The organism is Marinobacter sp. MBR-105 (genome assembly GCF_053628895.1).
In genome coordinates this window covers 86,534-107,535 of sequence record NZ_JBRJHG010000003.1, presented here as the reverse complement: position 1 = coordinate 107,535, position 21,002 = coordinate 86,534, and the positions used below count along the sequence as shown (strand labels likewise).

19 protein-coding genes and 1 pseudogene are annotated in these 21,002 nt (G+C 56.1%); 6 read left to right on the top strand and 14 right to left on the bottom strand.

Annotated elements, in window-relative coordinates; genetic code table 11:
- The 7 genes and pseudogenes from flgG to ACSSVV_RS05155 form a co-directional block, all read right to left on the bottom strand.
- Complete coding sequence (gene flgG / locus ACSSVV_RS05185; RefSeq protein WP_023008194.1) at window positions 1-789, bottom strand: flagellar basal-body rod protein FlgG; 789 nt, start codon at window positions 787-789, stop codon at window positions 1-3.
- Window positions 790-870: 81 nt separating this feature from the next.
- Entirely contained in the window at window positions 871-1,623 is a 753-nt protein-coding gene (locus tag ACSSVV_RS05180; protein WP_023011068.1) for a flagellar basal body rod protein FlgF, read from the bottom strand.
- Window positions 1,624-1,699: 76 nt separating this feature from the next.
- Window positions 1,700-3,625: pseudogene (locus ACSSVV_RS05175) on the bottom strand (flagellar hook protein FlgE).
- 28 nt (window positions 3,626-3,653) lie between these two features.
- A complete protein-coding gene (locus ACSSVV_RS05170; RefSeq protein WP_011784613.1) occupies window positions 3,654-4,331 on the bottom strand; it encodes a flagellar hook assembly protein FlgD in 678 nt (225 codons plus the stop codon).
- 17 nt (window positions 4,332-4,348) lie between these two features.
- Window positions 4,349-4,798: a flagellar basal body rod protein FlgC gene (gene flgC / locus ACSSVV_RS05165; protein WP_022992507.1), complete on the bottom strand. Its 450-nt coding sequence runs from the start codon at window positions 4,796-4,798 to the stop codon at window positions 4,349-4,351.
- 33 nt (window positions 4,799-4,831) lie between these two features.
- A complete protein-coding gene (gene flgB, locus ACSSVV_RS05160) occupies window positions 4,832-5,230 on the bottom strand; it encodes a flagellar basal body rod protein FlgB (protein WP_011784611.1) in 399 nt (132 codons plus the stop codon).
- Between the two features lie 216 nt (window positions 5,231-5,446).
- Entirely contained in the window at window positions 5,447-6,028 is a 582-nt protein-coding gene (locus ACSSVV_RS05155; RefSeq protein WP_023008191.1) for a nitroreductase family protein, read from the bottom strand.
- 173 nt (window positions 6,029-6,201) lie between these two features.
- Here ACSSVV_RS05155 and ACSSVV_RS05150 point away from each other — a divergent pair, with 173 nt between their 5' ends.
- Complete coding sequence (locus ACSSVV_RS05150) at window positions 6,202-7,641, top strand: adenylate/guanylate cyclase domain-containing protein (RefSeq protein WP_023011069.1); 1,440 nt, start codon at window positions 6,202-6,204, stop codon at window positions 7,639-7,641.
- A 9-nt stretch (window positions 7,642-7,650) separates the two neighbouring features.
- Here ACSSVV_RS05150 and queF read toward each other — a convergent pair whose 3' ends face one another.
- From queF to ACSSVV_RS05135, 3 genes are read right to left on the bottom strand one after another with little or no spacing between them, the layout of a single operon-like run.
- Window positions 7,651-8,469 (bottom strand): NADPH-dependent 7-cyano-7-deazaguanine reductase QueF, encoded by an 819-nt coding sequence (queF, locus tag ACSSVV_RS05145; protein ID WP_023008189.1) that lies wholly within the window; start codon window positions 8,467-8,469, stop codon window positions 7,651-7,653.
- A gap of 18 nt (window positions 8,470-8,487) precedes the next feature.
- On the bottom strand, window positions 8,488-9,261 hold the full coding sequence (locus ACSSVV_RS05140) for an ABC transporter permease (RefSeq protein WP_011784607.1): 774 nt from the start codon (window positions 9,259-9,261) through the stop codon (window positions 8,488-8,490).
- A complete protein-coding gene (locus ACSSVV_RS05135) occupies window positions 9,258-10,208 on the bottom strand; it encodes an ABC transporter ATP-binding protein (RefSeq protein WP_014421760.1) in 951 nt (316 codons plus the stop codon). Before ACSSVV_RS05135 ends, ACSSVV_RS05140 begins: the two co-directional genes overlap by 4 nt.
- Before the next feature lie 248 nt (window positions 10,209-10,456).
- Here ACSSVV_RS05135 and ACSSVV_RS05130 point away from each other — a divergent pair, with 248 nt between their 5' ends.
- Window positions 10,457-11,575: an organic solvent ABC transporter permease gene (locus ACSSVV_RS05130; protein ID WP_454105690.1), complete on the top strand. Its 1,119-nt coding sequence runs from the start codon at window positions 10,457-10,459 to the stop codon at window positions 11,573-11,575.
- Here ACSSVV_RS05130 and ACSSVV_RS05125 read toward each other — a convergent pair.
- From ACSSVV_RS05125 to ACSSVV_RS05115, 3 genes are all read right to left on the bottom strand, one after another.
- Entirely contained in the window at window positions 11,565-12,872 is a 1,308-nt protein-coding gene (locus tag ACSSVV_RS05125) for an HD-GYP domain-containing protein (protein WP_454105689.1), read from the bottom strand. The two genes, ACSSVV_RS05130 and ACSSVV_RS05125, sit on opposite strands and share 11 nt — an antisense overlap.
- Before the next feature lie 177 nt (window positions 12,873-13,049).
- The gene (locus ACSSVV_RS05120; protein WP_454105688.1) at window positions 13,050-13,646 is read right to left on the bottom strand and encodes a hypothetical protein; all 597 of its coding nucleotides are present in this window, start codon (window positions 13,644-13,646) and stop codon (window positions 13,050-13,052) included.
- A 62-nt stretch (window positions 13,647-13,708) separates the two neighbouring features.
- Window positions 13,709-13,987 (bottom strand): PilZ domain-containing protein, encoded by a 279-nt coding sequence (locus ACSSVV_RS05115; RefSeq protein ID WP_011784602.1) that lies wholly within the window; start codon window positions 13,985-13,987, stop codon window positions 13,709-13,711.
- 194 nt (window positions 13,988-14,181) lie between these two features.
- On the opposite strand from ACSSVV_RS05115, the gene ACSSVV_RS05110 reads away from it, so the two are divergent.
- Window positions 14,182-15,195, top strand: coding sequence for a Fe(3+) ABC transporter substrate-binding protein (locus tag ACSSVV_RS05110; protein ID WP_022992516.1), 1,014 nt, complete (start codon window positions 14,182-14,184; stop codon window positions 15,193-15,195).
- Between the two features lie 150 nt (window positions 15,196-15,345).
- Window positions 15,346-17,034, top strand: coding sequence for an ABC transporter permease (locus ACSSVV_RS05105; protein ID WP_121206343.1), 1,689 nt, complete (start codon window positions 15,346-15,348; stop codon window positions 17,032-17,034).
- An 84-nt stretch (window positions 17,035-17,118) separates the two neighbouring features.
- Here the strand turns inward: ACSSVV_RS05105 and ACSSVV_RS05100 are convergent, their stop codons facing one another.
- Window positions 17,119-18,786: an AMP-binding protein gene (locus ACSSVV_RS05100; RefSeq protein WP_141067658.1), complete on the bottom strand. Its 1,668-nt coding sequence runs from the start codon at window positions 18,784-18,786 to the stop codon at window positions 17,119-17,121.
- A gap of 268 nt (window positions 18,787-19,054) precedes the next feature.
- Between ACSSVV_RS05100 and ACSSVV_RS05095 the strand changes: the two genes are divergently transcribed.
- Both ACSSVV_RS05095 and ACSSVV_RS05090 read left to right on the top strand, forming a co-directional pair.
- The gene (locus ACSSVV_RS05095) at window positions 19,055-20,029 is read left to right on the top strand and encodes an ABC transporter substrate-binding protein (RefSeq protein WP_014421768.1); all 975 of its coding nucleotides are present in this window, start codon (window positions 19,055-19,057) and stop codon (window positions 20,027-20,029) included.
- A 66-nt stretch (window positions 20,030-20,095) separates the two neighbouring features.
- Window positions 20,096-20,998, top strand: a complete 903-nt coding sequence (locus ACSSVV_RS05090) for an ABC transporter permease (protein ID WP_014421769.1) — start codon at window positions 20,096-20,098, stop codon at window positions 20,996-20,998.
- Window positions 20,999-21,002: the final 4 nt, after the last annotated feature.

Sequence of the window (21,002 nt, the reverse complement as noted above, 5' to 3'; positions counted from 1 at the left end):
TTAACCAATATTGTTGGTGATGAACTGAAGCATCTGGTCTGTGGTCGAAACCACCTTGGAGTTCATTTCATAGGCACGCTGGGTCGTAATCATGTTCACCAGCTCTTCCACCACCTCTACGTTGGAGGATTCAATGGTGCCCTGTTCAATGGACCCGAGACCTGCAAGTCCGGCTTCACCTTCAGCCGGATCACCACTGGCATTGGTCTGCTTGAACAGATTATTACCGATGGCCTGCAAGCCCTGCGGGTTGATGAAGTCCACCAGGGTGATCTGGCCGAGGTTGACGGGCGCAGCCTGGTCATCGGTAATAGCGGTGACCGTCCCATCTTTGCCAATGGTGATATTGGTGGCGTTCTCCGGCACATTGATATTCGGCTGAAGCGGAAAGCCATCCGGTGTGACCACATCGCCGTCAGAGTTCAGCTGAAACTGGCCATCCCGGGTATAGGCGATCTGTCCGTCCGGCATCTGAATCTGAAAGAATCCCCGGCCATTCACCGCCATATCCAGAGGCTGTTCAGTGATCTGCAGGTTGCCCTGGCTGAATTGCTTGGCAGTGCCAACAATCCGGACCCCGGTCCCGAGCTGCAGGCCAGAGGGCAACTGCGTGTTCTCAGTGCTCTGCCCGCCGGGCTGACGGTTTATCTGATACAGCAGATCCTGGAACACCGCCCGATCCCGCTTGAAGCCGGTGGTGTTCACATTGGCCAGGTTGTTGGAAATGGTGGACATGTTGGTGTCCTGCGCGCTCAACCCGGTTTTACTGACCCAAAGTGCTGGATGCATGGTTTTACTCCTTGCCCGTCGGTGGCCGATGCGGCGATCTTTTGCCGCTCTCCGCCAACCGATGGCGTTTGATCATCGTTATCAGAGGTTCTGCAACAGTCGTGCCGTAGCCTCGGAATTTTCATTGGCGGTCGACATCACCTTTACCTGCATCTCGTATTGGCGAGATAACTGCAGATTGGAGATCATTTCCTCCACCGCATTCACGTTTGAACTTTCGAGAAAACCGGTGGCGACACGCATGGCTGCATCCGGTGGCTCTGGACCATCAAGAGCCTGATCCGGCTTGCGTCGAATGAACCCATCCAGACCTTTCTCAAGTGCATCTACCGGTGGGTTGACAAGCTTCAGTCGGTCAACTTCCACTAGCTGATCCGGCGGCCCACCTACCGGCACAATGGAGATGGTGCCGTCCGAGCCAACCTGAAGATTGCCAAAAGGAGGAAGAGCCACCGGCCCACCGTTCCCCAGAACCAGCTCGCCACTCGCCAGCCGCACAAGTCCGTTCACGTCGACCTGTAAGCTACCGGTACGGGTGAATACCTCTTCGCCCAGATTGTTTTGAACGGCGAGCCAACCACCGCCGTCTACCGCCACATCCAGCTTACGTCCGGTCTCCATTAAAGCGCCGGGCGAGAGATCAGTGCCGGGCCGCTCGGTCATGGCGTAGGCGCGGGTGGGATGGTGCTCACCGAACACGGGCATACTGCGGGCCTGGGCAAAATCCTTCTTGAACCCGGTGGTATTGACGTTAGCCAGGTTGTTGGCATGGGCACGCTGGGCCAGCATGTTCTGCTTGGCGCCAGACATTCCAATATAGAGGGCTTTGTCCATGGGCAAACTCCTGCCGGAATTTTGACTGTTTCCGGTCTTCCTGCAGGAGTCATGCCATGTTCGCTAGGGCGCGAAATTATCGGAGGTTGATGATGGTCTGGGTGACCGCATCGGAGGTTTCAATGGTTTTGGCGTTAGCCTGGTAGTTGCGCTGGGCAATGATCAGGTTCACCAGCTCTGCCGAGAGATCCACGTTGGAGTCCTCTACGGAGCTGGCCTTGATGGAACCGAGCGTACCGGTATCCGGAGCACCAATTATCGCCTGGCCAGATTCGAAAGTCTCCACCCAGGTCGTGTCACCTACCGGCGACAGCCCATCAGTATTGTTGAACGCAGCTAGAGCAACCTGCCCCAATGACTTGGACTGGCCATTGGTGTAGCGCGCGAAGATCACGCCCTGATCAGACACATCCAAGCCGGACAGCCGTCCTGTAGTATAGCCATTTTGCTGTTGATCATTCACACCGAATGCCGCGCCGTACTGAGTCGCATCACCCAGGCTAAGGACAAAAGCAGACGAGGTCGCAGGCTCAGGAATTGGACTAACGACACTGGTGGGGTCTGAAGGAGGACCGTCGGCCCCATTTGGATCACCATTGGAGTCCTTGGGCACCCAATCTGTAACAATGATCTCACCATTCGGATCACCGTTTACAGATTGCAGAACACCGTCCTGATCAAACAATGCTGTATATGGCTGTTGATCCGTGCCCGCTACAAGCTCACCATCAATCTGGATATAAATCGACCACTGGCTCTGACCGACCCCATTTCCCGGAGAAGGGTCTTTGACGTAAAACTGTGTCATCTCGTGAGGGTTGCCAAGACTATCGTAAATAGTAGTCGATGTGGCGTGATTGTACGTGCGCTAATCGATAGGATTGAAAGAGTTCGTGGTTTCCAGGGTTCGATCCAACCAAGTGTTGGCATAAAGCGCATCACCTCCGGGAACCACATTGGCAACTGTGCGATCCGCCTGCGGCCTGACGGTCCCCAACTCCGTATTAGGCCCAACAGACGTAGAATTATTACTGTATGCATACGTTAGTGTATTGCCGCTATTGTCAACAACCTGCAACTCTCCGTTGTCATCAAGAGAGGCGAATAAGCTCCTGGCGCTGGGGCTAGCGTTAATTGCATTAATCAATCCGTCTACATCGTTAACGCCACCGAGATCCACGAACACCTCTGAACCATCGATCTGCAGTGTGAAATCGAAGTTACCACTTTGAATAAAGGCATCGTCTATCTGACCCAAATTTAACTCTGTAGTAGCAGAGGCACTTAACCCGGTCTCATCATTAATGGCTGCAGCTACATCTTTTGCAGACAGTCCAGAGGGAATATTGATTGTGCGGTCGGCAGAACCATCATTATAGGAGACCGTAAATGTACCCGTAGGGAATGCTGTAACTGGTGGATTATTAGGGTCGAGGTTAAAGCCATTATTGGTGTAGGCTGGACCCGCTATCTCACCCATAACCGACACTTGTCGCTCTAAAACCGACTCTCGTGAATCTAAATTGACATCTGTCTCCAGCAAGGTGGTTCGCTTGGGAGCCAGATTATCAGTTTCAATTTGTAGGTCACCACGGATACCAGACAAGTTGCCATCACCGTCAGCGACGTAGCCCTGAACCCGCATATTCTGGTTATTAACAACATAACCTTCTTTATCAATCCCGAACTGGCCAGCCCGGGAATAGCGGATTTCACCGCCGTTATTCAGAATAAAGAAGCCATCACCACTGATAGCCATATCCAGGCCGTTATCGGTGAAGCTGATATTGCCCTGACCGAATGACTGCTTTACGTCCTGCACCCGCACGCCGTCGCCAATCGGATTGGTACCGGCACTCAGGAAACCACTGGCGTACAAATCACCGAACTGTACCTTGCTACTTTTGAAGCCGACGGTACTGGCGTTGGCGATGTTGTTACCGGTGACATCCAGATCCACCGAAGCGGCGCGCAGACCACTCAAACCTGTGTTAAATGCCATGACTTATACCTCCTGGTCTGACACCGGATCAGTTGATTTGTTTGACTTCAGACAGCGGAATGGAGCCCATTCCGGCCAGATTCAGAGTAATGGAACCACCCTGCCCCAACGACACACTGTCGACATTGGCGCTCACCATGGTCGCCAACTGCTCCGATCCGGAGGGATAGGAGCCCTGCGCCACAATCGAGTAGGGGCCGGGCGGCAAAGGATTGCCGTTGCCGTCTTGCCCATCCCACTGGAACGACACCACACCAGCCTGGCTGCTGCCCATATCAATCTGGCGAACTAACTCACCGCTTTGATTCATGACCGACAGTCGCAGCCCACCCGTGGAAGCCGGCACCTGAATGGTGCCAGTTATCTCGCCTTCGCTACCCAGAATGCCCACACTGGAGGGTGCCAGAACGGTTTTGCCTACCATCGCCGAGGCCTGCAAGGCCTGGCTGGACCGGAACTGACCAACCACATCGTCGACACTGCCCGACAGATTCTGCATTTCTTCCAGTGAACTGAACTGGGCCAACTGGGCGATAAAATCGCCGTTGTCCTGCGGCTCCAGTGGGTTCTGATTCTTGAGCTGCGCCAGCATCAGCTCCATAAACGCGTCTTTACCCAGCTCGTTGCCACCAGGGGTCTTGCCCTCCTGGTTCAGTTGGTACTGGCTCAGCACGTCTGAGGCGGCTGCGGAATTCACTGCACTCATGGCTTAATCCTCACTTGTTACTGCTGACCCAGTGTCAGAATTCGCTGCATCATGGATTTGGCGGTGTTCATGACATCCACATTCATCTGAAAACTGCGGGACGACGACATCATGTCCGCCATTTCCTCAACCACGTTCACGTTGGGGTAATAAACGTACCCTTCCTCGTTCGCGGCAGGGTGATTCGGCTCATAGCGCATCTGCAGTTCTGCATCGCTCTCGACAATCCCCTCAACGCGAACACCTGCCCCGGCCCCCTCTTCGGAACCAATACCAAATCCCTGCTGATCAGGGTTCAGCATGGCCTGCTGAATAGCGGCAAACACCGGTTTGCGGGCACGGTACGTTGTATCCGTGCTCGAACTGGCGGTTTCTGCGTTGGCAATGTTAGACGCGGTGGTGTTGAGCCGCAGTGACTGTGCGGTCATGCCGGAACCGGCGATGTCGAAAATGTTACCCAGTGACATGACAATCTCCTTCAATCTCGTACGGACTGCGGCTTATTCGCCCTTCAGCGCCTTGGTCAGGCCGGAAAACCGACTACTCAGGAACTGGAAGCTGGCCTGGTAATCCATGGCGTTGCGCATGAAACGGGTCTGCTCGGCCTGCGCATCCACGGTATTGCCATCAATTGATGGCTGGTGCGGGGTACGGTACAGCAGCTCGCCGTCAGCGCCAGGGCTGGAGGTGTCCATATGGCCACTGTGGGTCGTGGTCATACCAAAGCCCGTCATGGAATCCTGCGCCTTCTGCATCATCGCCTGGAAATCCACGTCGCGGGCTTTGTAGCCCGGGGTGTCGGCATTTGCCAAGTTGTTCGCCAGCACTTCGGCCCGCTTGACCCGCGCCTGCAGCGCGTGCTCATGAATACCAAGCGCTTTGTCGAATGTAATAGCCATTACTGCCTCCAGATCTTTGCACCGACCAGGCTGAACCTGTGAACTTGCCGGTTTTGCGTTCTGAAGTGATTAAAGCAAGCAGAGTGCCAGAATTGAAAAAGCCCGCTGTAATGCGGGCTTCGAAGAGGGCTGTCTAATAAATGAGCGGCAAATTCCGGTTAAACGCAACGAGGGCGGCAACGGGTTTCCCCAGGCGGACTTGCCGCTGATCGAGGCTCAGACTTGCCAGGGGGAAGTGCGCCCTGGCGCGGCCCACCTTGAGACATACTCTTTGGTATCGGGCCGGGGCACCGATGGTTTCTCACTGGCAACGGTACCGGTATAGAGGAAACCGATAATGGACTCGCCCGGCAGCAGCCTAAGACCGTCATGCAGCGACGGATGATAAGCCACAGGCCCGGTTCGCCACATGGCGCCGTAGCCGGCATCATTCAGCGCCAGGGAGATAAAACTCATACCGGCCGCTGCCGACATTACCTGCTCCACCTCCGGCACCTTCGGATGATGACGGGGCGACGCAATACCGACAATAATCATGGGTGCACGAGCCGGAGCATTCCGGGCCTTCTCACGCTCCTTATCAGAAGCGTCCGGCGGGCAGCATTCAGCAAACAGGTCGCCCAGAGCTGCCAGGCCTTCCCCCTCTATCACGAGATAACGCCAGGGCCTCAACAACGCATGATCCGGGGCCCGGGCCGCGCACCGGAAGGCCTGATCAACCACAGACACCGGTGGTGCCGGTGCCTGCAAACGGGGCTCCGAAGCACGATCCAGAATAAAACGGGTTATCGAACTCATACAGTCTCGCTGTTGATTGGTTGCATGATTTTCGGTTGGGCCGGAAGCGGCCCCGATGAATTGTGAGTTCTACGTAATGCTGTTAATCTTTAGTCGTAGTTCAAACCAACAATTATAAAGAATCGGCAGCATACAATGAGCGACATACTTATCGGAAGGATCCGGTTCTGAAAATGATGAGCGCACCCGCTGAATTACGCAGCATAACCGGCAATACCGGCAAGCTGGGGCAAGGCGACATCTACGACCACACGGTGGCGATTCCACCGATGCCCGATTACAACGGTCGGATACTGGCCTACACCGCCACTGCCGCCATTATTGTCACGGGTGTCCTTCAGGATGTGTTTCCCCAATTGCTTCTCTGGATGGTGGCTGGCGCTCTGATCTGGCCACACCTCGCGCACGTGCTTACACGGCGAACCTTCCTGCGACGTTCAGCCCGGATTCGGCAAAAAATGCTGTTCCTCGACTGCATAATCGGAGGCAGCTTTATTGGCTTGATCGGATTGATCGCCATTCCGTCGGTATCGGTTGTCCTGATGCTGATGTTCAGCTGTCTGATCGTGGGCGGCGTCAGGCAATGGTTGTTCGGCACAGCGCTCATGTCTGCCGCCATGGCCGCCACAGTGGCGGCAACCGGCACCGCCGCCAATCTGGAAGCCCCCCTGCTCACCAGCATCGTCGCCATTTTGGCCACAGGCACGTACATCTGCGTTACCGCCTATTACTCACACCAGCAGGCCCGGGCCCTGCTGCTGGCAAAGACCCAGATTCAGAACCAGCGGGAACAGTCCATCGCCCTGTCCCACAAGCTCTCGAAATACCTGTCGCCTCAGGTCTGGCAGTCCATCTTTACCGGGGAACGGGATGTTCGGCTTGAAACCCAGCGCAAGAAACTGGCAGTGTTTTTCTCAGACATAAAAGGCTTTACTGAACTGTCGGAGGAGATGGAGCCGGAAGCCCTTACCGAGCTTCTGAATCACTACTTCAACGAAATGTCAGAGGTCGCCCTGAAATACGGCGGCACCATCGACAAGTTTGTCGGCGATTCCATCATGGTGTTCTTTGGCGATCCGACCAGTCGCGGCCAGAAAGAAGATGCGTTCTCGTGTGTGTCCATGGCCATCGAGATGCGCAAACACATGAAGATCATGCGCCAGAAATGGCGCAGCCTGGGCATCAAGACGCCCCTGGAAATCCGCATGGGCATCAGTACCGGCTACACCACGGTTGGTAACTTCGGCGCCGAAAACCGGATGGATTACACCATTATCGGCAAGGAAGTGAACCTCGCCAGCCGACTGGAGTCCCTGGCGGAACCAGGCGAGATTCTGGTGTCGTATGAGACCTTCTCGCTGATCAAAGACCGCATTATGTGCCGGGACAAGGGCGAGATTACCGTAAAAGGCTTTGGCAAGCCGGTGCCCATCTACGAGGTGGTGGATTTCCGGCGCGACATGGGGCCTCACCGTAGCTTCCTGGAACACGAACACAGCGGCTTTGCCATGTACCTGGATTCCGATAAGGTCACCGAACGGGAGCGCAAAGCCATACTCAGCGCCCTCGAAGACGCAGCCGACCGACTGCGTCAGGAAGACGATACCGAATAGCCGAGCCTGCTACTGCCTAACCAACCGCGGCCCCGGACCATCTTCAGCACACGTGCTGCGCCAGGGGTTGATATCCAGGCCACCACGCCGGGTGTAACGGGCGCACACCATCAAGGATTCTGGCTGACACCTCGCCATCAAGTCAGTAAAGATGGTTTCAACACAATGTTCGTGAAAATCCTGTTTCTGACGGAAGCTCACGATATAGCGCAGCAACCCTGCCCGATCAATCTTCCTCCCGGAATAGCGAATCAATACCGTGGCCCAGTCGGGTTGGCCGGTCACTGGACAGTTGCTTTTCAGAAGATGTGAACACAAGCCTTCACTGACCACCGGCTCGCTGGTTGTCAGCGACTCAGGCGCATAGTCGTAGGCCACCTGCTCTAGCGTTTCATCATCGATCAACTCGTATCCTTCGGGCCGGCCGATTGCAGGCGCTGAGTCATCCACACTCAGAAGTGTCACATCCACCGCCGCGCCACAGGCACTCGAAAGATCCTGGGTAATGGTCTCGGCCACTTGATCCGGAGACGAGAACACCGCCTGATTCAGAGAGTTCAGGTACAACTTCAGGGATTTGCTCTCAATAATGGCAGGCGATGCCGCAGGAAACCGGATTTCTCCCCAGGCCACGGCCGGTAAACCGCCAGGCTTCAGCCAGGAGATTTCCCACGCCTGCCACATGTCCTCGCCAAACCAGGGCCAGCGACCATCGTCCAGGCCGATTCGCCGGCGGTTTTCTTCCCGAGCCACCGGGAACAGCAGAGACGGATCATACTGATCAGGGTATTCACTGGACTTGCCCAGTGGCGCGTTATCAAGAGCCATATCAGTTCCGGAATTTAATCAGTGTCGAATGCCCTTGCCACGGGCAAGCATGCGCAAGGCTACCGCCGCCAGCAAGACGATGAAAACCAGAATCATACCAAGAGACACGAACGGATTAACGTCCGAAACACCCAGTATGCCGAAGCGAAAACCGTTAACCATATACAGGATCGGATTCGCCATGGACACGCCCTGCCAGAACGACGGCAGCATGTCGATGCTGTAGAACACACCCCCAAGGTACGTTAGCGGAGTAAGCACAAAGGTCGGGACGATGGAAATGTCATCAAACTTGGTCGCCAGCATGGCGTTGATGAAGCCGCCCAGAGAGAACAATGCCGATGTGAGAATCACCGTGATAACCACCATCAGCAGGTTATGGATACTTAACTGAGTGAATGCCAGCGACAGCAAGGTGACGATCAGGCCGATACTCAGACCCCGGGCCATACCACCAGCCACATAGCCCGCCAGGATGGTCCAGTTCGGCACCGGCGACACCAGCAATTCCTCAATACTGCGCTGGAACTTCATAGAGAAAAACGACGACACCACATTGGAGTAGGAATTGGTGATGACCGCCATCATGATCAGGCCCGGCACAATGAACTGCATATAGTCGTAGCCGCCCATTTCACCGATGCGGGAACCAATCAGGTTGCCAAAAATAATAAAATACAGCGTCATCGTGACGGCCGGCGGCAACAGCGTCTGCGGCCAGATCCGCGTAAAGCGCCGAACCTCGCGGGTAACGATGGTTGTAAAGGCTGTCCACAGTGCTTGTGGTGTCATGCTGTCACCTCGCTGGCTTTCTCTGCCTCCCGGGCATTCTCCTCAACCATGCGAACGAACAGCTCTTCCAGCCGGTTGGCCTTGGTTCGCATGCTCAGCACACGAATACCCAGATTCTCCAGCTCGATAAACAGAGCGTTCAAACCCTGTCCCTTGGCAACTTCCACCTCGAGCGCACCATCGTCATCCAGACTGGCTTTGAATGCAGTCAGCTCAGGGGCTTTTTCTAACGGCTGCTCGGTATCCAGCACAAAGGTTTCTACACTGAGCTGTTGCAGCAGTTCCCGCTTGCTGGTGTGCCGGATGATTTCCCCATGATCAATAATGGCAATGTTGCGGCACAGGGCTTCCGCCTCCTCCAGATAGTGGGTGGTCAGAATGATGGTAGTCCCCTGACGATTCATCTCCTCCAGGAATTGCCACATGGAGCGACGCAATTCGATATCCACACCGGCCGTCGGCTCATCAAGAATCAACAATCTGGGCTCATGTACCAGTGCCCGGGCGATCATCAGGCGGCGTTTCATACCACCGGACAACATCCTGGCCGGTGTGTTGCGCTTGTCCCAGAGCCCGAGCTTCTTCAGATACTTCTCCGCAGACACCCGTGCGGTTTTCAGGGGTATGCCGTAATAACCAGCCTGCGTGGTGACGATATCTTCCACCTTCTCGAACTGGTTAAAATTGAATTCCTGTGGAACCACACCCAGGGAGAGCTTGGCGCTTGAGAGGTCTGTATCGATATCATGGCCGAACACTCTGACCTTGCCGCCCGACTTGTTTACCAGAGAGGAAACAATCCCAAGAGTGGTCGACTTGCCGGCCCCGTTTGGGCCCAGCAAGGCGAAAAAATCGCCTTCCCGAACGTGCAGATCAATGCCTTTGAGGGCCTGAAAACCATCGCTGTAGTTCTTGGTCAGCCCTTCAATGTCCAGTGCGTAGGTCATACACCCCACCGTTGTTCAGAAACCGGGCTCCAGAGGAGCTAAAAAGATAGAGAGCTATTTGATTGAGGCAACGCCGGAAAATTCAAGGGACGAAGCCAATTAAAGCCAGGTGCCCCAAACCCTCAAACTGCGACAGGATTCCCGATATAGCCGAAGTGCCATCCCTATAATGCGGTTACAACAACTTACAAATCGGACACCGGCCACCGGATGCTCCAGGTCAACGCGAAGGGATTGTACGAAACGCCATGAAACTCGCTCACCTCACCCGCTTATTTCTGCCACTCTCTGCAGCCATCGCCCTGACCGGCTGTTTCGACAGCGGCGGTGGAGGCTCCTCCTCAGATGACACCCGTACCGGCCGAATCCACTTTCAAGGTGTCAGCGGCCTCACCTACCAGACCGCCAGCCAGTCCGGCCGAACCGATAGCAGGGGCAAATTCAGCTACTACTCCGGAGAAACCGTCTCCTTTAAAGTCGGCAACCTGGTCATCGCCGAAGGCGTTCCTGCCAAAGAATACATTACCTTCCTGGAATTCCTGGAAGACACCCGGACAGCCTTGCAAACGCCTGGCGTAGATGACGAAGAGCTGAGCAGCCACCAGGTACGGGAAGAAGCGCTGTTCAGCAACAGCACCCTGATGAACCTGTCCCGCTTCCTTCTGGCCCTGAACTGGACAGAAAACGTGGATGACGATGAAGGTATCGATATCCGTAAACGAGTAATCAGCCAACTCAATCGGGTACTCGACGATCCGAACCTGCCAAATACGGTCGATTTTAGTGTGAGTACCAGTGAATTCACCGCTGAGAACTCTCCCGCTAACCTGATTCTGGCCGAGATCTGTTTTTACCCAGCGGACAATGCCCTCTGTGGAGAGCCACCAACACAAGACGAGATCGATGTGGCGCCCGAACGTCCAGTTGATGGAGAACTAGACCCGGACATCGATTACAAGGAAGACCTGGAAGCCCTGCGGGAGCGAATTCTCCAGTCCGTGCGCAACATGGATGAATTCGATAATGAGCAGGCCCGCAATTACCTGCGCAGGGAACTGAACGCCATTACCCGAGCCCTGTCCCGCCAGTACTACCTGTCACCGGAAGACGCCGTACACTCTGCTGGAGACAGCGGCATCAAAACCGTAAAAGTCAGAAAGATTAACGGAGAAGCCAGGCTGGCCGAACTGGAAGCAAAGAGCACGCGTCCCGCAGATGTTTATGTCAACGCCGAAAGCTGGCAAGAGGCAGAAGTGGAATACGTGGTCGACGGCCCCAAAGGCGGTGAATCAGAAATTCTGGTGAACTTCCGGCCGGAAGGTACCTACCGCTGGGTGCGCAAGCAGATACGCATACTTATCGATTAATCAGTTTACCCAGGGACCAACGGGACTCGGCACCTGTTACATCGTAGCCAGCCGGATCCAGGCCCTCGGTGCCATGGGGCAAACACTCGCGCACGGTCAGTAACTCCGAGGCGCCTCGGGACTCATTGTGCCGGGCCAGATCAACAATCTTTGCGGATTTCAGCGGCCGATGCTCGGCGTCCTGCATGACCATCACGCTGGGCCACAGCCTCCTTCCCGGTGAGTGGGATACCACAATGCCACGCTGGCCATCAGAAAGCTCCACCAGAGTACCGGTCGGATACACGCCCACACCCTGGATAAAAGCCTCAACAAGATCTTCCTGAAATTCGATGTTGCGCATATCGTACAACAGCGATACCGCTTTTGCCGGTGTCATGGGATCCTGATCATCCCTGGGCGCAATCAAAGACTCAAAGAATTCTGCAATACCTGCAACTTTTGCCAACAGCGGGATACGGTCGCCACGAATCCCCTGTGGAAAGCCGGAACCATTGTGCCGCTCGCGGTGCCCCTGAACCACGCTCATAACGGCTCTGGAGAGACCCGCGCCTTCCAGCATCTGACAACCACGTTCCACATAGGTGCGATAAGTCGCGTATTCTTCAGTGGATAGACGGTGCTCTCGGGCCAGCATCTCTTTAGGCAATGCGGTCTTACCCACCTGCGACAAAAGACACCCTACCCCGAGATGGTTCAGGAGCCCTTCGTTCAATCCTAGCTGCCGGCCACACACCAGGGCCCATACTGCGGTATTCAGGGCATGCCGATACACAAAATCATCATACTGACGGGTACGACTTAGCCACAAAAGCGCGTTCGGCTGGCGAATAACGCTCTCCACCATGCGGCGGGTCACATCCGCAGCCGGGCGCAGATCCGGCACCTGATCGTCCTGAACGGTCTCAAACATCCGGCTTAGCGCCAATTCCGCATCGTTGAGAAGCTTGCGGGATACTTTTAACTCCTTTCGGAGAGGGACTTCATTCTTGTAGACTACCGGTTCGCGAATACTCAGCGGCGCCAGCTGCAACTCCTCCCGGCCACCCGAACGGGCGTTGGAACGTTGAGTAAAAGGGCGAACCTTGCCGGTGCCGAGGGTGATTTCCTCGCGGGTTTCAGCAACGTCGATCATCACCCACTTGCAGTGGGAGACAACGGCTTTCAGATCGTTTTCAGAACGTAGGTAAAAGCCCTGGATGGGAAACGGTGTTTGATGCCAAGGGCGATCCAGATCAGACACGAACATGCCGATCTCAAGATCGTGTGCCGCAATTTTTTTCTGACGAACGCCCACTAAACACCTCGGGAACATAGATTCTTTGACTGTTCCCAGTTTGCCACGTTGGCGGCAAGACTCCATTACGATTTGGTAGCCAAGCGTCACCGAACCGCAACAAGCCGTAACTCAGATTTTCATTCGGCAACGAAATGTATCACTGTGACCAAGCTCACAGGGAAAAGCAGACAGGCTTCAATCTTCCAGACACTGATTCTCGTCAAAATCCGGCAGACGCGCATTCAAAGAGCCCCGGGGCACCTTCCTGGCATAAACCGTATAGGCGACTGCAGACGGACGAATGTAATCAACATTCACCTCTTCGCCACCCTTCATCAGGGTTGCCCTCGCAGGGTGGCAGGAAACCAGAAGCTCAAAGCGGCTGCCGACATCGGCCACCCGGCCTCCTCCCTGCGGCGTTTTTACCGTGAGACAGGAAGACTGCCCTGTGGCTGGCGAACCTGTTGCCGCCAAGACATCCAGCGAGGGGTCTCCACAAGCACGAATGCCATCACCACAATCACCAGCACTGTCATGACTGCTGTCGGCAATACGCCAGACCCGGTCACTACACTGGGTTTCCAGTTTCATGGTGGTGGCCTGATTACGGCCCGGCCACCACTCTGGATACTCCGCGCTTTGCCAGTTCACCCGCACCTGCCGGGGTTCACCCGCAGAGTTCTCCGCAGGGAACATCGCATAGTGGGTATAGTAGCTGGCACAGCCCGATAGCATTACCACCGGCACAGCAAGCACCGAGGCCATCAATCTCAGGTAAGTGGGTGAACTCATCAGGCAAGACCTTTTCTTTTAACTGCGCCCATTATCGCCATCATGGAATCCACTTCCGCCAACTATTCGGCAGTATCGGCAAACTGCAACCCAAAGCCATCAATGGTACGGCGCACCACCACCATATCCAGAATGGGTGCCGGCACAGGAAGCCCCTGCACCTGAACGGTCACGCAATCGCCTATGGAGGGCTCAAACACCTGTTCCCCCAACACAATGAACACACCGCCATCTGAGATGTCACGGGTAGAGAAAACGAATTCTCCCAGCTGCTCATGGACCAACTTCACTTTTGCACTCATTGCCGTGCGGCTATGCTCTCTGCGATCACTACCGACCATGCTCGGAAACCCTGCCATTTGCTGCCTTCTTATAGTGTTCTGAAGCATAACACTATTTTCTGAAAAATATCCCCGAAGGGTTATTGACTCATTCGCGGTTAGCAATGAGAATAGTTGTCGTTTTTAACTGCCTGTCACATTCGATTACAGGCGAACGTTCACCTTTTAGCAACGCGTCAGAAAGGATCAACACTATGCGTATGAAACTTGCCGCAACTGCCGCCATCGCTCTGGCCGCCATGCCGCTGTCCGCCTCCGCCGACGGCGAGGTCAACATCTATTCCTACCGCCAGGCTTACCTGCTGGACCCCCTGCTCAACGCCTTCACGGAAGAAACCGGCATTGAAGCGAACGTTGTCTTTGCCAAGCAAGGTCTGGCCGAGCGCCTGGAGCGTGAAGGCCGCAACAGCCCGGCAGACGTGGTGATGACGGTCGACATTTCCCGCATCAACGAACTGGTTGAGAAAGACCTCGTTGCCGGCGTTGAGACCGACACGCTGCAGGAGAACATTCCGGAGAACCTGCGCCACCCGGAAGGTAAGTGGTACGCCCTGACCACTCGTGGTCGCCTGATCTTCGCATCCAAAGATCGCGTTGAAGAGGGTGAGATCACCACATACGAGCAACTGGCTGATGACAAGTGGGAAGGCCGCATCTGTACCCGCAGCGGCAAGCACCCGTACAACATCGCCCTGATCTCCTCCATGATCGCCCACCACGGTGAAGAAAAGACCGAAGAGTGGCTGCAAGGCGTCAAAGAAAACCTGGCACGCAAACCCCAGGGTGGCGATCGCGACCAGATCAAAGCCATCGCTGAAGGCGTCTGCGACATTTCCATTGGCAACAGCTACTACTACGGCAACATGCTGATGGACGAAAACCAGCGCCCGATCGCCGAACAGGTTAACCTGGTATTCCCGAATGCCGAAGGTCGTGGCACTCACGTAAACATCAGTGGCATTTCCCTCACCAAGAGCGCGCCGAACAAGGACAATGCCATCAAGCTGATGGAATTCCTGTCCTCACCGGAAGCCCAGCGCATCTACGCGGAAGCCAACACCGAGTACCCGGCGAACCCGGAAGTGAAGCCTTCTGGCCTGGTAGCCGAGTGGGGTGAGATCAACCCGGACGATCTGTCACTGCAGGAAATCGCCAACAACCGCGAAGCGGCTGTGAAGCTGGTTGACCGCGTTGACTATGACGGCTGATCAGCCTCACACCAACCGGTAAACCGAAGGGTGTCCTGTCCAGGGCACCCTTTTTTGTTGGCCACAAACATGACCGCAGTCATTGCAGGGAAGCAACGCACTATCTAAAATCGCAACACTTCTCATCACCACTACGCTAACAGGATCACCATGACCGAGGTCGTTTCCAGTGCAAACCCGGGGCTCTCGCAACCGCTACTGGCAAAACGCACCTCAAAACGGTGGCTGATCAGCGCCGTCCTTACCACCGCTATTGTCGCGCTTCCAGTACTGTCGGTGATCTTCCTGGCCCTGTTCCCGGACGAGAACATCTGGCCTCATCTGATTGAAACCACCCTGCCCCGCTACCTGACCACCACCATCAAGTTGATGATCGGTGTGGGCGCACTAACCCTGTTGATCGGACTGGCCACCGCCTGGGCCGTGACCATGTGCGAGTTCCCGGGCCGGAAATTCTTTGAATGGGCCCTGCTGCTACCTTTTGCCGTACCGGCCTACGTGATTGCCTATGTCTACACCAGCCTGCTGGATTACGCCGGCCCCGTGCAGCGAGGCCTGCGTGAGTGGTTTGGCTGGCAGAACGCCAGCGATTACTGGTTTCCGGAAATCCGCAGCCTAGAAGGCGCCATCCTGATGATCGGCCTGGTCCTCTACCCCTATGTGTACCTGCTGGGGCGAGCGGCCTTTCTTGAGCAGTCACCCTCGCTGTTTGCCGTCAGCCGCAGCCTGGGTCATTCGGCGCTGAGCACTTTCTTCCGGGTGGTGCTGCCCATTGCCCGGCCAGCCATTGCCGTGGGCCTGTCCCTGGTGCTGATGGAAACCCTGAACGATTTCGGCACCGTCGATTTCTTTGCCGTGCAAACCCTCACTCGCGGCCTGTTCGATACCTGGATGAACCTGGGTAATCTGGGCGGCGCGGCCCAGATCGCGACCACCATGCTCATTTTCGTGGTGATCCTGGTAACCCTGGAACGTTATTCACGGCGCCGCCAGCAACAATACGCGGCCCGCGACAACCGCGACCCGATTCATCGCTTCACCATGTCTTTCCCGCGCCAGATGATCTGTGTCGTCGTCTGCGCCGTGCCACTGATATTTGGCTTCATAATCCCCGGAGCCACCCTGGGCTATTACGCCTGGGAATACTTTGATGTCAGCTGGAACCCGGATTTTATTCAGAACACGTTTAACAGCCTGTTCCTGTCCAGCGCGGCAGCGCTCACCACCCTGATCATCGGCGTTACGCTGGCCTATAGCCGCCGTCTGCACAACACCCGTGGCATGCAGATCCTGATGCGCCTATCCAGTCTCGGTTACGCCATGCCCGGCGCAGTGCTGGCCGTGGGCGTCATCGTACCGCTGGCCGGCTTCGACAACTGGCTGGATTCCCTGATGCGGGATTATCTTGGCGTGAGTACCGGCCTGCTGCTGAGTGGAACGGCCTTTGCCCTGATTTTTGCCTACACCGTGCGTTTTCTGGCGGTGTCTGCCGGCAGTGTGGAGAGCGCCCTCCAGAAAATCACCCCCAGCATGGACATGGCCTCCCGCTCCCTGGGCCACACTCCGGGCAAAACCCTGATCAACGTACACCTCCCGATGCTGCGTGGAACCCTGGTCACCGCTGCCCTGGTAGTGTTTGTCGACTGCATGAAGGAACTGCCGGCCACCCTGATTCTTCGGCCCTTTAATTACGAGACCCTGGCCACCTACGTGTACCAGTTTGCCTCAGACGAACAGCTCTATCACAGCGCCCTTCCCGCCCTGATTATTGTGGTCGCCGGTATCATCCCCATCATTCTGATGAACCGATCCATCTCCAATTCCAGAACCATGGCCTGACCGCCAGAAATATCGGAACGCCAGAAACAAGAAGGCCCGGCAGCTTGCCGGGCCTTCTTGCACTTACCTTGTAAGCAGTCGCCTTTACTGCCAGATAACCGGCTGCTTCTTGGCGTACCAGCTGTCCACTTTCGCCTGATAGGCATCTTCCACCACGTTACGCTTAAGCTTGAGCGTCGGCGTCAGGAAGCTGTTCTCGATGGACCACTCATCGCTGACCACCGTAATGAAAGCCAGCTGTTCGTGGGGATCTACAGTTTTGTTTACGTCCTGAATCAGCTGCCTGAAGCTTTCTTCCAACTCCTTGCGGAAGCTCTCGTCAGCAGCTTTCGGGCGAATCTCCTCACCCAGAACCACCAACGCGTGGGGCTGGGTCTGGTTGGCACCCGACACACACACCATTTCGATGGCATCGTGAGACATCAGGCGGTTCTCGATCGGCGCCGGCGCAATGTACTTGCCCTTGCTGGTCTTGAAGATCTCCTTGATGCGGCCGGTCAGCTTGAGGCGGCCCATCTCGTCAATCTCGCCCTTGTCACCGGTACGCAGGAAGCCATCCTCGGTGAAAGCTTCAGCGGTTTTCTCCTCGTCCTTGTAATAACCCATCATGGTGGCCGGGCTCTTCACCAGCACCTCGCCCTGCTCGCTGATCTTCACTTCAACGCCCGGCAGGGCTTCGCCGACATAACCGGTGCGGGTACGGCCCGGTTTGTTCATGTGAGAGTAGGCAAAATTCTCGGACATGCCATAACCTTCCAGCAGTTCCAGGCCGAGATTGCGGTACCAGTCCAAAACATCGTTGGACAATGGCGCGGAACCGGAACCGGCCAGTTTCACCTTGTCCAGGCCCAGGCCTTTCAGCACCTTCTTCTTGATCAGCTTGTTCACTACCGGAATCTTCAGCAGGCGATCCAGCTTCTGCTTGGGCACTTTCTGCAAAACACCATGCTGGAACTTCACCCACAGGCGCGGAACCGAAAGGAAGAGCGTTGGCCGTGCCCGCTGAAGATCCTGAACGAAGGTGTCCAGAGACTCTGCAAAATAAAGCTGGAAGCCGGAATACAAAGAGCCCAGCTCCACAAAGGTGCGCTCAAATACATGAGCCAGCGGCAGGTAGGACAACATGCGCTCACCTGGCCCTACGCCCAGAGTCTCGATACCGCCAGCAGCGGCGAACGCCATGTTATTGAAGCTGAGCATAACGCCTTTCGGTCGACCGGTACTGCCAGAGGTATACACGATGGTGGCCAGCTCTTCCGGATCACGCCTGGTTTTGCCTTCCAGTGGCGGGTACTTGGCAACAATGTCGTCCCAGGTCTCGAAATCGTTGGGCGGGCTCAGCGGATAGGAAATGCAGCGAACCGATTCCGGCACACCGGATTTCATACTGTCCCAGTCATCCAGTTTACCCACGAACAACACGTCGCACTCGGCGTGGTTGAGGATGTAGTTCACGGTATCGGCGTTCAGGGTGGGATACAGCGGCACGGAAATGTGCCCGGCCATCCAGATGGCCCAGTCTGTCATTACCCACTGGGCGCAGTTCTTGGAAATCAGACCAATCCGGCTTTTCTCCGGCAGGTTCAGGGATTTCAGGTACGCCGCCATCCGGCGTGCCTCATCCACGGCACGGCCCCAGGTGTACTCAACCACCTTACCGTCGCCAATGGGCTGCGTCATATAAAGGGAATTAGGGCTGGTGGCCTCCCAGTGGTAGACCATATCCAGGGGGAGCTTTTTCGTTGTGTCCATGGACCTTCCTGATTTGTCGTTATAGTTTCGGATTCGCTTTTTCGCGTTCTCGTATTATTAGACTTTAGTAGCCTATTTCAACACACCAGAGCCCGTCAAAACGTGATCCGTGCAAAATAATTTGCATCTGCAACCACTCAAACGATCGTCGCAACAAACTGCGCCTTCCCCTACACCGATTGTCGCATGGCTGTGTTAAACTTGCGCACCTTGAATTTTTGCCCCCGGTTTCACGGGAAAAAACAGTAACTGACTCGGAGATGGGCATATGGCCAAGAAATCCCTGCGCACGCTGATCGGCGCCTCGCTGCTTGCCGCAGCAAGCCTGGTTCAAGCGGACGACCCCCGTGTTGTTGCCATCACACAGATTGTTGAACACCCGGCACTGGATGCCGTACATGAGGGCGTTAAGGACGAACTGGCCGAGCGCGGCTATCGCGAAGGCGAAAACCTGCGCCTGATGCACGAAAGTGCCCAGGGCAACTCAGCCATTGCCTCTCAGATTGCCCGCAAGTTTGTGGGTGAAAACCCGGATGTAATCGTGGCCATTGCCACACCGTCCGCACAAACCGTTGCCGCTGCAGCCCGTAACGTGCCCGTGGTCTTCTCTGCCGTGACCGATCCGGTTGCCGCCAAACTGGTACAAAGCTGGGAAGCCCCTGGTGCCAACATCACCGGGGTAAGCGATATGCTGCCCATCGAGAAGCACCTGGACATGCTGCAGCGTGCAATGCCCGACGCCAAGCGCATCGGTACCGTTTACAACCCTGGCGAAGCCAACGCCGCCGCGCTGATTGAACTGCTGGAAGAACGCCTGCAGGCCCGCGGTCTGGAGCTGGTTAAAGGTGCGGCCACCAAGACTTCGGAAGTGCTGGGCGCAGCCCGCTCCCTGGTAGGCAAGGCCGACGCCATCTACCTGACCACCGATAACACCGTGATCAGTGCCGCCGAAGCGGTTATTTCCGTTGGCGAACGGGCCAAGATCCCGGTTTTTGCTGCCGACACTGCCACCGTTGAGCGTGGCGCGGTAGCCGCTTTGGGCTTCAACTATTACAACCACGGCCGCCAGACCGGCGCCATGGTCGCACGCGTACTGGAAGGTGCCGGCACAGCCGACATGCCGGTTGAAACCATGGAAGAACTGGATCTGTACGTGAACCCCGAGGCCGCCGAACGCATGGGCGTCACTCTGCCCGAAGACCTCATCCAGGAAGCCGTCAAAGTCGTCAAAAACGACAAGTAACGCCTGACCAACACGGGCGGACCCCAAAAGGGCCCGCCCGTTTTCTTTCACGGTGAAAAACTACCCATGCTCAGTGAAATCGCATTCTACGGTGCTCTCGAAACCGGCCTGATCTACGGCCTGGTTGCCTTTGGTATCTATCTCTCTTTCCGTGTTCTCGACTTCCCCGACCTGACGGTGGATGGCAGCTTCCCCCTGGGCGCCGCCGTTGCCGCCATGTTGATTATTGAAGGCTGGAATCCCTGGCTGGCAACTGGCTGTGCGGTACTGGCCGGCATGGCCGCCGGTGCCGTAACCGCCATCCTGAATGTCAAACTCAACATTCTGAACCTGCTGGCCTCCATCCTTACCATGATCGCGCTCTACTCCGTGAACCTGCGCATCATGGGCCGGCCGAACGTGGCCTTGCTCACAGAAGAAACGGTACTGACTCCCTGGTACGACCTGGGCCTGGCTTTCCATCAGGTGCCGGTGTTGCTGTTTACCCTGGTCGCTATTGTGTCCCTGATTCTGTTATGGCGTTTCATGAAATCCGAGACTGGCCTGGCCATGCGCGCCACTGGCGCCAACGCCCGCATGGCTCGCGCCCAGGGCATTGCGACCGGCGGCATGATCATACTGGGGGTTGCTCTGTCCAACGGTCTGGTGGGTCTGGCCGGTGCTCTGTTTGCCCAGAGCCAGGGCGCAGCAGACGTCACCATGGGTGTAGGCGTAATCGTGATCGGCCTCGCCTCACTGATTGGCGGTGAAGCCGTTATCACCCCCTCCACCGTGGTACGCGCCCTGTTGGCGTGTGTGGTGGGCGCCATCATCTACCGACTGGCCATTGCCTTTGCCCTGAATGCCGATGTCCTCGGCCTGCAGGCACAGGATCTGAATCTGATTACCGCGGTTCTGGTTACCCTGGCCATCGTACTGCCTGGCGTTCGCACCAAGATCGCCAGTCGTTTCACCAGCAAAAAGGCCTGAGGAG